Genomic DNA, 12594 nt, shown 5'->3' with positions numbered 1-12594 from the left:
GCCCGAAATGACTTTCGAATCCACATCGCAATCCACGCGCTTGGCGTCTGAGATCACGGCACGTGAGTTGACGCCGTCAGAGATCGAAGGCGCGATCGCGGCGGCGAAAAATGCTCTCCTGGCGCTTCAGCGCGATGACGGACATTTCGTCTTCGAGCTTGAAGCCGACGCGACGATTCCCGCCGAATACGTTCTGATGCGCCATTATCTTGCTGAGCCGGTCGATGCCGTACTCGAAGGCAAGATCGCCAACTATCTTCGCCGCATCCAGTCGGAGGACGGCGGCTGGCCGCTGGTTCACGACGGTGCGTCCAACATCAGTGCCAGCGTCAAGGCTTACTTCGCTCTGAAGATGATCGGCGTCGGCATCGACGAGCCGTACATGAAGAAGGCGCGCGGCTGGATACTGTCGCAAGGCGGCGCCTCACACAGCAACGTCTTTACGCGCAACCTGCTCGCTCTTTTCGCGGTCATTCCGTGGACAGGCGTCCCGGTGATGCCGGTCGAGATCATGGTGCTGCCGCGCTGGTTTCCGTTTCACCTCGACAAGATTTCCTATTGGGCGCGCACCGTCGTCGTTCCGCTGACGGTCTTGAACGCCCTGAAGCCACAAGCGCGCAATCCGCTTGGCGTCGGCATCGCCGAGCTTTTCACCATTCCGCCGGACGAGGTGAAGGTCTGGCCAAAGGGGCCGCATCAGAAATCGCCGTGGTCCGAAATCTTCGGCGCCATCGACCGCGTCTTGCGCTTCACCGAACCACACTTCCCGAAGTCGCTGCGCAAGAAGTCCATCGATAAGGCTGTCGCGTTTGTCGATGAGCGTTTGAACGGTGAGGATGGGCTCGGCGCGATCTTCCCGGCGATGGTCAACGCTCTGCTCGTTTACGACGCGCTTGGTTATTCCAAGGATCATCCGAACTATCAGACCGCGCGCGGCTCGATCGAAAAGCTTGTTACCGTCAACGACGACGAAGCCTACTGCCAGCCATGCCTCTCGCCGGTTTGGGATACGGCGCTGTCGGCCCATGCTCTGATGGAAGTCGGGGACGCTGAAACCGAGGCTGCCTCCGACCGCGCGTTGCAGTGGTTGAAGCCGTTGCAGGTACTCGACACCGTGGGCGACTGGGCCGCGACGCGTCCGAACGTCCGTCCCGGCGGCTGGGCCTTCCAATATGCAAACCCGCACTACCCCGACACCGACGATACCGCCGTCGTCGCGATGGCGATGGACCGCACGCTGGGGCGTACCCAGCAGCCTGACACGACGTATCGCGAAGCCATTTCGCGCGCCCGCGAGTGGATCGTCGGCATGCAGAGCAAGAATGGCGGCTGGGGCGCATTCGATGCCGATAACACCTACGAATATCTGAACCAGATCCCCTTTTCGGATCACGGCGCGCTGCTCGATCCGCCGACGGCAGACGTCACCGCGCGCTGCCTCTCCATGCTGGCACAGCTCGGTGACCGTCCCGGGAACAGCTACGAACTCGATAGGGGCATCGCGTATCTCAAGCGCACCCAGGAAAAGGACGGCAGCTGGTACGGCCGCTGGGGTATGAACTATATCTACGGCACGTGGTCAGTGCTGTGTGCGCTCAACGTTGCCGGTGTCGAGCCGTCTTCGAGCGTCGTGCGCAAGGCCGTTGATTGGCTGCTCGCTATTCAGAACAAGGACGGCGGCTGGGGCGAAGACAGCGAAAGCTACACGCTCGATTATCGCGGTTACGAAGCGGCGCCTAGCACCGCGTCTCAAACTGCCTGGGCGCTGATGGGTCTGATGGCCGCCGGCGAGATCGACAACCCGGCCGTGAAAAAAGGCATCGCCTATCTCACGTCGACTCAGGCCTCGGACGGCTTCTGGAATGAGAAGCGTTTTACGGCGACAGGCTTTCCCCGCGTCTTCTATCTCCGCTATCACGGCTATTCGAAGTTCTTCCCGATGTGGGCACTCGCACGCTACCGTAACCTGAAGGCCTCGAATACCAAGGCCGTGCTCGTCGGGATGTAAGGTGGCTCTAGGCTTCGTCATCGCCGCAACGGGGTTGAAGGCCGAGGCGCGCATCGCTGAGCGGCCGGGACACGTGAAAGCCGTTATCGGTGGTGGCCGCGAAGACCGCCTCGCAACGCTACTTCAAGAAGGACTGACGGAAAGCACGCGCGGCCTTATCAGCTTTGGCATAGCGGGCGGGCTCCGGCCCGGACTGAAGCCCGGCACAATCATCGTCGGCACGTCGGTACTGCACAGTAGCGGCAGGATATATCCAGCAGACGCGCGCTGGAGCGATCGGCTGTTCGAGGCTCTACCGAACGCCGAAAGCGGTCCGGTTACAGGTTCGAGCACGATCATCGCCAATCGCGACGAGAAGCACGCGATCTATCTCAAATCTGGTGCCTTTGCGGCCGATATGGAAAGTCACGTCGTGGCGCAGATGGCGGCCGAGAGAGGACTACCGTTTGCGGTCCTGCGAGTGATAGCCGACCCGTCGACGCTGGGCCTGCCACCCGCAGCCGTCAACGGTCTCAATCCGGACGGGTCGCCGAACATTACGGCCGTTTTAAAATCGCTCGCGACGCAACCGAGCCAGCTATGGGACATCATCCGCATAGCCGGCGCGACGCGTCGCGCGATGAAGAGCTTACTCCGCTGCCACCGGCTTCTGGGCCCGGGCCTCGGCTGCGCTGATCTCAGCTAACTTGTTCTCGACATGCCGTGAGAACACGAACTCAGCCGGACGCTGCTTGTCGAGTGCGATTTCGGGCGCCATCGGACCGTCCGTCTTGACGCCGCGAAGCGCAACCGCCGCGATCTTCCACGGCTTCTTGACGGCATCCATGACCGCAGTTGCTTCAAAGCCCGAATGCACCATGCAGTCGGCGCACTTCTCGTAGTTGCCGGTGCCGTACTTGTCCCAGTCCGTGCTTTCCATCAGCTCCTTGAAGGTTTTCGTATAACCTTCGCCGAGCAGATAGCAGGGCTTCTGCCAGCCGAACACGGTACGCGTCGGGTTGCCCCACGGCGTGCAATTGTAAGTCTGGTTGCCGGCCAGGAAGTCGAGGAACAGCGCCGACTGGAAGAACGGCCAGGCCCGTCCGCCCTTGCCGAGCTTGAAGATGTCGCGGAACAGCTGCTTCGTCTTCGTGCGGTTGAGGAAGTGCTGCTGATCGGGGGCGCGCTCGTAGGCATAGCCGGGCGAAATCGTGACACCGCCGATATCGAGCTTCTTCATCTCGTCGAGGAACTTCGCGACCTGCTCGGCCTTGGCATCGCTGAACAGCGTCGTGTTGATGTTGACGCGGAAGCCTTTTGCCTTGGCAACCTTGATCGCTTCCACAGCGCGATCATAGACGCCCTTTTGGCAAACGGAACGGTCATGCATCTCCTTGTCGCCGTCGAGATGGATCGACCAGTTGAAATTCTTGTGCGGCTTGTAGAGATGAATTTTTTTCTCAAGCAGCAGCGCGTTCGTGCACACCGTGACGAACTTGCCTTTCTTGAGTGCACCCTCGACGATCTCCGGCAGCTCTTTGTGCAGCAATGGTTCGCCGCCAGCCAGCACGACGACCGGCGCGCCGCATTCGTCCATCGAATGCAAAGCATCGGCGACGGAAATGCGCTGGTTCAAAATCTTGTCGGGATAATCGATCTTGCCGCAGCCCGCGCACGCGAGGTTGCAGCGAAAGAGCGGCTCGAGCATCAGCACGAGCGGATAGCGTTTGTTCCCCCTGAGGTGCTGTCCGATGACGTAGGCACCCACAGACAAAGCTTGGTTTAATGGAATTCCCACCCCAACGGGCTCCTTCTAGTGGTGCTCACGGCAACATGAGTACCCGTCATGATGCTTCGAGCAATTCAGGCGGCAGGCGGAAGGTTATCTTTTCTTCGACGCCGTCAAGCGTCTCGATTTCGATTGGCCCCGCCTTACCTATCGCAGCTAATACGTCCTGGACAAGGACGTCGGGCGCCGAGGCACCCGCAGTTACGCCGACCGTCGCAACTCCGGCGAGCCAAGCCAAATCGACTTTGCTGCCGTCGGCGACGAGATAACTTGGAACCCCACATTCCGACCCGATTTCCCTCAGGCGGTTCGAGTTCGAGCTGTTGCTCGCTCCGACCACCAGCAAAAGCTCGACATGCCGGCAAAGGTCCCGCACTGCCGTCTGCCGATTTTGCGTGGCATAGCAGATGTCACGCGTTTCCGGCCCAATTACGTCCGTGAACCGCTTTTTGACGGCCTCGATCGTCGACCGGGTATCATCGACGCTGAGCGTCGTCTGGGTGATGTAGGCGACGGGGGTATCATCCGGAATATCGAGTTTCGCGACATCCTCGCCGTTTTCCACAAGGTAAACGGGACCGGAGATGCGCCCCAATGTCCCTTCGATCTCGACGTGCCCAGCATGCCCGATCAGGATGATCGTTCTGCCCAGTGACGAATAGCGCTGGCCCTGCTTATGGACCTTCGAGACGAGGGGGCAGGTCGCATCGACGACATTGAGACGGCGAAGGCGCGCCTCGTCCTCGACGGAATGGGAAACGCCGTGCGCACTGAAGATCGTGACGGAGCCGTTCGGCACGTCCGCTAGGTCCTCAACAAAACGGGCGCCCTTGGCTTTCAGATCTTCGACGACGTGCCGGTTGTGGACGATTTCGTGGCGCACATAGACAGGCCCATCACGATGAGCAAGTGCGCGCTCGACGGTGTCGATCGCACGAACGACGCCTGCGCAAAATCCCCGGGGCTGTGCCAGAATCACTTTCATGCAGAAACCCCCCGTTTTCTGCCAACCGGGCATCGCCGTTGCGGGCTTCAGCCTTAAATCCGTACGTCAAAGACTGATAGCTTTGACGTGCCCACCCTTGAATATCTCTGACCTTACGCGCGAACGCTGTGCGGGGCAGCAAAGCCAGCGTCGCGCCATTCACGCTGGCGGTATGACGTGTCTCAAAAGCAACACAGATCGCATGCTCCTCCCCCTAGCGGCTCGACATGACGGCCGTCCGGAGTGCAGTGGTTGGGAGGGATGCCCTTTGCTTACGAACAGGAAGAGTCGCCGCAGAATGGCCAAACACGACACTCCGCAATGCCGCCCAAACGTGACGGTGCTCGAAGCATGATCGAGCGCGTCGTTGCCGGCATTGTTGCAGCCTCGGTGCGGCTGTCATGGCTGACGATTTTGCTTGGCCTCGCTGTCTCTGCGGGCGCGATTTATTACGTCGTCAATAATTTTGCGATTACCACCGACACGAGTCAGCTGATTTCGCCGGAGCTTGATTGGCGTAAGCGCGAACGCCAGTTCGACGCTGCGTTTTCCCAGCACACCGACACGATCGATATAGTCATCGACGGTAAAACGCCGGAGCTGACAGAGAGCGCCGCCGCCGAGCTCGCAGCCGCTCTCAGCAAATCAAAACCAGACCCGTTCCAGATCGTGCGCCGACGCGATGGCGGACCGTTCTTCGACAAGAACGGCTTGCTCTATCTGTCGCTGCCCGAGGTACAAGACATTACGGCAGGCCTCATCAAGGCACAGCCGGTGCTCGGCACGCTATCGGCTGATCCGACCCTCAATGGCTTGGCGAAAGCATTGGCGCTCGTCCCGCTCGGCATCAAAGAAGATCGGGCGAAGTGGATCGATTTCGAGAAGCCTTTGGGTGTGATGGCCAATGCCATGGACGGCATGCTGGCCGGCAAGCCGACGTACTTTTCATGGGGGCAGTTGCTGACTGGCGGCGCGCCGAGCCCGTCGGAGCTACGTCGCTTTCTCGAAGTAAAACCGGTTTTGAATTATTCCGATCTCGAACCCGGTGCCGAAGCGACCGTTCTCATTCGCGCGACGGCCAAACAGCTGGGGTTGACCCCTGAGAATGGCGTTCGGGTCCGTCTCACCGGCTCAGTCCCAATGGCGGATGAGGAGTTCGGCACGGTCGCGGAAGGCGCAGCACTCAATACTACGCTTACCATTGCTGCTGTGCTGGTCATTCTTTGGCTGGCGCTGCGATCCGGCAAGATCATCTTTGCCGTGCTTGTCGGTCTATTTTCCGGCCTCGCGATCACGGCAGCGCTCGGTCTCTATCTCGTCGGCGCGCTCAATCTCATCTCCGTTGCTTTTGCGGTCTTGTTCGTCGGCATCGGTGTGGATTTCGGCATCCAGTATGCCGTGCGCTATCGGCACGAACGCTTCAGCCGACAAGGGCTTCGGGATTCACTCGTCGCGGCCGGACGCAATGCGGGCAAGCCCTTGGCGCTCGCTGCCGCGGCCACAACCGCTGGATTTTATGCCTTCTTGCCGACCGATTACGTCGGCGTTTCCGAACTAGGTCTCATCGCCGGTAGCGGCATGATCGTCGCGTTTTTAACCAGCATAACGCTGCTTCCGGCGCTTCTGGAGGTGCTGAACCCACCCGGTGAGTTGCACGATGTCGGCTACCGCTCGCTGCAGCCGGTCGATCGCTTCATGGCCCGGCATCGCAAGATCATTCTTGTGCTCACTGCAGTTGGCGTGGCGGCTGGATTGCCGCTGCTCGCAAAGCTCGAATTCGACTTCAATCCGATCAATCTGCGCAGCCAAAAAGTCGAATCCGTCTCGACCTTCAATGACCTGATGCGCGATCCGAACACCGCGCCGAACACGATCGAAATTCTGACACCGAACCTCGCCGATGCCAAAGCGCTCGCGACGAAACTCGACAGGCTGCCCGAGGTCGACCGCACCGTAACGCTCGCAAGCTTCGTTCCCGATCATCAGGATGAAAAGCTGGCGCTCATCCGCGATTGCTACGATTTGATCGGCCCGACAATCGAGCCGGACGAGGTCGCGGACGCCCCGACAGACGCCGACACGAGGCAGACGCTTCTCGATACCGCCAAGGATTTCGAGGACGTCAGCAAATTGCCTGGCGCTTCGCCGCTCGCCGCGCACATGGCGAGCACGCTGCGCAAGCTCGCCGATGCAACCCCTGATGTCCGCGCCAAAATCGGCGCCGCATTGCTCGACGGCATGAAACTGCGACTGACACAGATCCGCGCCGCTCTTAAAGCGGAACCGATCACGTTGAAAAACCTGCCGCCCGAAATCGTCGCCGACTGGGTGACAGCCGACGGCCGTGCCCGCGTCGAAGTCGGCCCGAAGGGTGACGGCAACGACAACGCCAATTTGCGCCGGTTCGCATCTGCTGTTCTCGCCGTCGATCCGAACGCAACCGGCGTCCCGATCCTGATCCAGGAATCGGCAAAGACGGTCGTTCGTGCCTTCATTCAGGCGGGGCTGCTGGCGTTCGTTTCGATCACGATCATTCTGTTCGTCGCGCTGCGCCGAGTGACGGACGTGCTGTTGACGCTCGTGCCGCTGCTGCTCGCAGGTGTCGTGACGCTGGAGCTTTGCGTGCTGCTGAAACTGCCGCTCAATTTCGCAAATATCATCGCGCTGCCGGTGCTGCTCGGCGTCGGAGTGGCGTTCAAGATTTATTATGTGCTGGCATGGCGCGCGGGTGAAACGAGCCTGCTTGCATCGCCGTTGACGCGCGCTGTCATGTTCAGCGCGATGACGACGGCGGTGGCCTTCGGAAGTCTGTTCTTTTCAAGCCATCCCGGCACGTCAAGCATGGGCGAATTGCTCGCCCTTTCGCTGGTGACGACGCTCGCGGCTGCCGTTCTATTCCAGCCCATATTAATGGGCCCGCCACGTACGGTAGCGAGCCCTCAGGACAACAAAATTCCAGAGGCCGTTGAGCCTTAAGTGAGCTCTAAGCGGCGGCGCTGCGGCGCTCACGCAGGAACTGGAAGAATTCCACGCCCTCGCGAAGGCGGCGCTTCATCATGTCGGGCTGTGTAACCATCTCGCCGACGATCGCGGCGATCTTCGGCACCCGGAAGTAGAACTTGCGATAGAAGTCCTCGACCGAGTTGAAGATTTCGGTGTGCGACAGGCCGGGATAGTGCAGCGGCGCGATCTGGATGCCGTTGTCGTTAATGAGTTCGGCGTTGTCGACATCGAGCCAGCCGTTCTCGGACGCCTGCTTGTAAAGGAACGTCCCCGGATAGGGCGCTGCCAACGAGACCTGGATCGTATGCGGATTGATCCGCGTCGCGAACTTGATGGTCTCCTGGATCGTCTCCTTCGACTCGCCCGGAAGACCGAGGATGAAGGTGCCGTGGATCTTGATGCCAAGCTCGTGGCAGTCTTTGGTGAACCGCTCGGCAACTTCGACCCGCATACCCTTTTTGATGTTGTGCAGGATCTGCTGATTGCCGCTCTCGTAGCCAACGAGAAGCAGGCGCAGGCCGTTGTCTTTCAGCACTTTCAGCGTTTCGCGCGGCACGTTCGCCTTGGCATTGCACGACCACGTAACGCCGAGCTTGCCAAGTTCCTTCGCAATCGCTTCCGCGCGCGGCAGGTCGTCGGTGAAGGTGTCGTCGTCGAACATCAGCTCTTTCATCTGCGGGAACGCCTTGAGGATGTATTTCACTTCCTCGATGACGTGCCCAACGGAGCGGGTCCGGTAGCGATGGCCGCCGACCGTCTGCGGCCACAGGCAGAACGTGCAGCGGCTTTTGCAGCCGCGACCCGTGTAGAACGAGATGTACGGATGCTTGAGATAGCCGATGAAGTAATTCTCCATCACGAGGTCGCGTTTGTAGACCGGCGTAACGAAGGGAAGCGTGTCCATGTCGTGCATCACGGGGCGGTCTTCGTTGTGCACGATCACGCCCTGCGGGTTGCGATAAGATAGGCCCTTGATGTCGCTCCAGGCCTTGCCGTCGGCGACGTCTTTGATGGTGAAGTCGAACTCGTTACGCGCCACGAAGTCGACGATCGGCGCGTCCTTCAGGCTCTCATCGGACTGAACCGCGACCTTAGCGCCGATCAACCCAACCTTTAGGTTCGGGTTCGTCGCCTTCATTGCCTCGATGACCTTGACGTCGGAATCGAATGATGGCGTCGAGGTGTGCAGCACCGCTAGATCGTAATCGCGAACTTGGTTGAGCACGTCCTGAAGACTTGTGCGGTGAGGCGGCGCGTCGATCAGCTTGGAGTTCTCGACGAGCGCGGCGGGCTGCGCCAGCCAGGTCGGATACCAGAACGATTGGATCTCTCGGCGCGCCTGATAGCGCGAACCGGCTCCGCCATCGAAGCCGTCGAACGAAGGAGCCTGCAGGAAGAGTGTGCGCATTTTGGCGCCTTTCATATCGGCGTGACGGTTCCATCGGAGCCGACGCTATAGCGACGGCCTCTCCAGCTGACGGCTCCGGGCATGAAGCTCGCCACGAACACTGCGAAGCTCAGCATATCCCTCAGCGGACTGAGCCACCACGTGCTCTTGCCCCCACCCGCCAACTTCTCAACTTGTATCGGAACAAAAAGGCGGCAGGCAAGCGTCCCTGCGAGGATCATCCACGCTATGGCGCTGAAGCCACTGAGCGGCAACGCTGCCAGTGCAAAAGGCAGGGGATGCGTCACGATGGATCCTGCGTACCCCATGGGGTCGACAAGACGAATCGTCCGCGCCCAACGGAGTTCATGCGCCCAAAGCTCTTTAAACGACGCTTCCGAAAACGTATGCCCGACCGTAAACGGGGCAATTTCGACCTTCAGACTGAGACGGCGGACGGCGTCCCCCATCGCGTAATCATCAGCAAGAGTATCAGCGAAGGCCTCGAAGCCGCCGATTCGTTCAAGCGTGCTTCGCCTCAGCGCGATCGTTGAACCGAAACAGGGCTTTGCCAGTCCAACGGCAAGGCCGACAAGCACGCTCGGAAGAAAGTGCTGATCGACGGCCGAGGCTGCCATCCGCGACCAAAAGCCTGTGAGCGCCGTGCCGCGGTAGAGACACGTGACGAGCCCAACTCCGGGTTGCTGCAAGATCGCTGAAACGTGCTGCGCATAGTCGGGAGCAACGCGCATGTCACTGTCGCTGAGAATAAGAAAATCATGCTTCGCAGCCGGAAACATGTTGGCAATGTTTTCGACTTTCGGATTTCCCCCGCCGCGTCGCTTGCCGACGACCAGTTCGAGGTCGCGCGAAGGGAACTGCCGTTGCAAACTGTGGACAACTGCGATGGCCGGGTCCGCCGGGTCCTGGACCCCGCACAGCATCTGCAGATCGCGCGGGTAATTTTGCGCGCAAAAAGAGGCGAGACTCACGTCAAGGCCGGTTTCTGCACCGTAGAGCGGCTTTATCAGCGTGACATTTTCGAAGCGTTCCAGTTTAGGCTTGGGTTCACGGGCAAATCGTGCCACCAAAAAAGTCGCAAACAGAGCGTAGATGCAGCCGATTAAGGCAATGAGGGTGCATACAAGCCACAGACAGGACGTCATTCGGACGTTACTTTCTGGTTTGAGTTGGGAGCAAGCCTGTCGGCAGTGGCAGGAAGGCTAGCGCCTCGTGCGCGATTACGGTAGATCTGGAATTGCTCGGCTGGTGGGGCCAAGCAGGGGGAATATCGGGACGTGAAAGTCAGCGCCATCCTAAATTGGGTCGGCTGCGTTTTCGTTGGTGTGGGCCTTTCGGCTTGCGCCAGCACGTCACCGCCTGCGCTGGAGCCCCAGCATCTTGCAGCCACCGGCGACGACACCACACCGAAGCCGGTGTCTGATCCGAACGAGGCGTTCAACCGCCAGATGTTCGACAACAGCCAGGACTTCAACCACAACGTTCTTTATCCGGCGGCGGAAGCTTATAATAACAACGTACCGGAAAGCGTCCGTGATCGCATTGATGCGTTCACGACGAACCTTTCCGAGCCGATGACGTTCGCCAACAACGTGCTGCAGCTTCGCCCTGGGGCCGCGGTGACGACGCTTGGGCGTTTCGCGCTGAACTCGACATTGGGCCTGGGTGGCCTGTTCGATGTCGCGGCTGAACAGGGCATGACGCATCAATCGGGTGACTTCGGCCAGACGATGTACGTCTGGGGGTATCGCGACAGCGCCTATGTCTATCTCCCCGTTTTGGGTCCGACGACGGTGCGAGATGCGGTCGGCAGTGGGGTTGAATTCGGTGCGTCCTTACCTGCTGCGGCTTTGATCCCGACGAAATTCGCGACGCTCGCAAGCCGGGTCGATCTCGCCGGAACCGTGACCAGCCCGCTCTCGAACCTCAGCAAGGCTGAGGACATGAAGACGCTGGAAGACAGCTCGATCGACTTCTATTCGATGCTTCGCAGTGTCAGTCAGCAGAAGCGGCAGGCCGAACTAGATGAAGCCATAAACACGAGTGTCCTGACGAGCACCAACCCGCCGGTCCGCGATCCCAATGCGATCGAACCGGTGACGGAACTCGTCTCATCGCCGATGATGCTCGAAGATCGCCGGGTCACCGACGTTCCAAAGATGACGCGTACCGCCGACCGCAGGCCGTTCGTCGTTGTCGGACCGCCGACCGCCGTTCAGGCGTCGCCAGCCGAGGAGCAGGCGTCTCCCGCCGAAGAAATGTCTCCGGCGCAAGAACAGCCGTCTCCGGCCGAAGAGCAAAAATCGCCTGCCGAAGAATAATCCGCAGTTGATCATGATGCCGCGCGTCGCGATCTCGAAATCCGTACAGTCAGACGTTTTGCCACCGCACGAATGATTCGGGCTTGGCCCGATAGCCGCGAATAAGCGCCCTGTTCACGAGCCACGAGAGCCGTGAAGCTATGGCCATGATCCGCCGACGTCGGCTCCTATAACGGCTTTCACCCGGTCAAAAAATTAAGGGCGCCGATTGATACGGCGCCCTCAAAATATCCGAGCTATCGAGACGGGTGATCTCTCCCTCAGCTGCCCGAGAGCAGTTTGTCGCCCTGCTTCTTCAGGGACGCAATGAGCGCATCCGGTCCGCCGGCCTTCAGGATGGATGAAAACTCAGAGCGCCGGCTCGCCAGTTCGCTGATGGTGCCGTCGAGATAGATGTCGACGATCTTCCAGTCCGGTCCCGATTTCCGCATGAGATAGTTGATCGCGACAGGCTTGCCGTTGCTCTGGATGATCTGCGTCTTGACCATCTTGTCAGCCGCGCCTCGGTTGGAAATCTCGACGATCCGGAAGCTTTCCCCCGAGAATCCATCGAAGCGCTTCGCGTAGGTCGCGATCATCATGCGCCGGAACAAATCGATGATGGACGCCTGCTGTGCAGGCGACAGAGATCCCCACGTTTGGCCCACGGCCAAGCGCGTCATCAGCGGTGTATCGTAAATCTTCGACAGTACCGGTGCGAGCGCTTGATAGCGCCCCTGCACGCCCAGGGACTGAGCCTGCTTCATGGTGTCCAGAAGTGCCGTGTTGAGGCCGTCAATCGTCGCTTCCGGAGAATCGGCCGCCTGCGCCGTCGTAAATGACGCGGCCGCGACGGATACCATCACGAATGCTGCCAACGATAACCCAAACGCCTGCAATTTCCTGATCAGGAGCATTGCCCCTCCCTCGATATCTTCAATGAATGCCTTAGCCCCGCCATTATCAGCGTTTCGGCTATAAGGACCTAGGCAGTTACAATGGCGGTATTTAGTCGGCCATCCTTCTAATTTGTGAGGCTTGGCTGCAACACATCCCCGCAGAGTCCAGTCTGCGCTGTATGATCCATTTTTTGCGACGTGTCATAGGTTCATAATTTGCCAT

Annotated in this window: 9 protein-coding genes; 4 read left to right on the top strand and 5 right to left on the bottom strand. The window is 59.8% G+C overall.

The genetic code is table 11. The annotated features are described in order from the left end of the window. Window positions 1–7: 7 nt before the first annotated feature. Window positions 8–2008, top strand: a complete 2001-nt coding sequence (shc, locus tag HYP802_RS0119355; protein ID WP_013949374.1) for a squalene--hopene cyclase — start codon at window positions 8–10, stop codon at window positions 2006–2008. Window position 2009: 1 nt separating this feature from the next. Continuing rightward, window positions 2010–2693: a phosphorylase gene (locus HYP802_RS0119350; protein WP_024276358.1), complete on the top strand. Its 684-nt coding sequence runs from the start codon at window positions 2010–2012 to the stop codon at window positions 2691–2693. Here the strand turns inward: HYP802_RS0119350 and hpnH are convergent. Then, window positions 2637–3785 (bottom strand): adenosyl-hopene transferase HpnH, encoded by a 1149-nt coding sequence (gene hpnH / locus HYP802_RS0119345; RefSeq protein ID WP_013949372.1) that lies wholly within the window; start codon window positions 3783–3785, stop codon window positions 2637–2639. The two genes, HYP802_RS0119350 and hpnH, sit on opposite strands and share 57 nt — an antisense overlap. Before the next feature lie 46 nt (window positions 3786–3831). Further along, window positions 3832–4761 carry a 4-hydroxy-3-methylbut-2-enyl diphosphate reductase gene (gene ispH / locus HYP802_RS0119340; protein ID WP_013949371.1) on the bottom strand — a complete coding sequence of 310 codons (930 nt, stop codon included), beginning with the start codon at window positions 4759–4761 and terminating at the stop codon, window positions 3832–3834. A gap of 351 nt (window positions 4762–5112) precedes the next feature. Here ispH and HYP802_RS0119335 point away from each other — a divergent pair, with 351 nt between their 5' ends. After that, on the top strand, window positions 5113–7737 hold the full coding sequence (locus HYP802_RS0119335; RefSeq protein ID WP_024276357.1) for an MMPL family transporter: 2625 nt from the start codon (window positions 5113–5115) through the stop codon (window positions 7735–7737). 7 nt (window positions 7738–7744) lie between these two features. On the opposite strand, the gene hpnJ is transcribed toward HYP802_RS0119335, so the two are convergent. Both hpnJ and hpnI read right to left on the bottom strand, forming a co-directional pair. After that, on the bottom strand, window positions 7745–9172 hold the full coding sequence (hpnJ, locus tag HYP802_RS0119330; protein WP_024276356.1) for a hopanoid biosynthesis associated radical SAM protein HpnJ: 1428 nt from the start codon (window positions 9170–9172) through the stop codon (window positions 7745–7747). An 11-nt stretch (window positions 9173–9183) separates the two neighbouring features. Beyond that, window positions 9184–10317 (bottom strand): bacteriohopanetetrol glucosamine biosynthesis glycosyltransferase HpnI, encoded by a 1134-nt coding sequence (gene hpnI, locus HYP802_RS0119325; protein WP_013949367.1) that lies wholly within the window; start codon window positions 10315–10317, stop codon window positions 9184–9186. A gap of 132 nt (window positions 10318–10449) precedes the next feature. Here hpnI and HYP802_RS0119320 point away from each other — a divergent pair, with 132 nt between their 5' ends. Continuing rightward, window positions 10450–11493 carry a VacJ family lipoprotein gene (locus tag HYP802_RS0119320; RefSeq protein ID WP_013949366.1) on the top strand — a complete coding sequence of 348 codons (1044 nt, stop codon included), beginning with the start codon at window positions 10450–10452 and terminating at the stop codon, window positions 11491–11493. Window positions 11494–11753: 260 nt separating this feature from the next. On the opposite strand, the gene HYP802_RS0119315 is transcribed toward HYP802_RS0119320, so the two are convergent. Further along, window positions 11754–12389, bottom strand: a complete 636-nt coding sequence (locus HYP802_RS0119315; protein ID WP_013949365.1) for an ABC transporter substrate-binding protein — start codon at window positions 12387–12389, stop codon at window positions 11754–11756. Window positions 12390–12594: the final 205 nt, after the last annotated feature.

Source organism: Hyphomicrobium sp. 802, assembly GCF_000526135.1.
Classification (GTDB): domain Bacteria; phylum Pseudomonadota; class Alphaproteobacteria; order Rhizobiales; family Hyphomicrobiaceae; genus Hyphomicrobium_B.
Note: the sequence above shows the minus strand (reverse complement) of the source record. Positions and strands in the feature narration are given on the sequence as shown.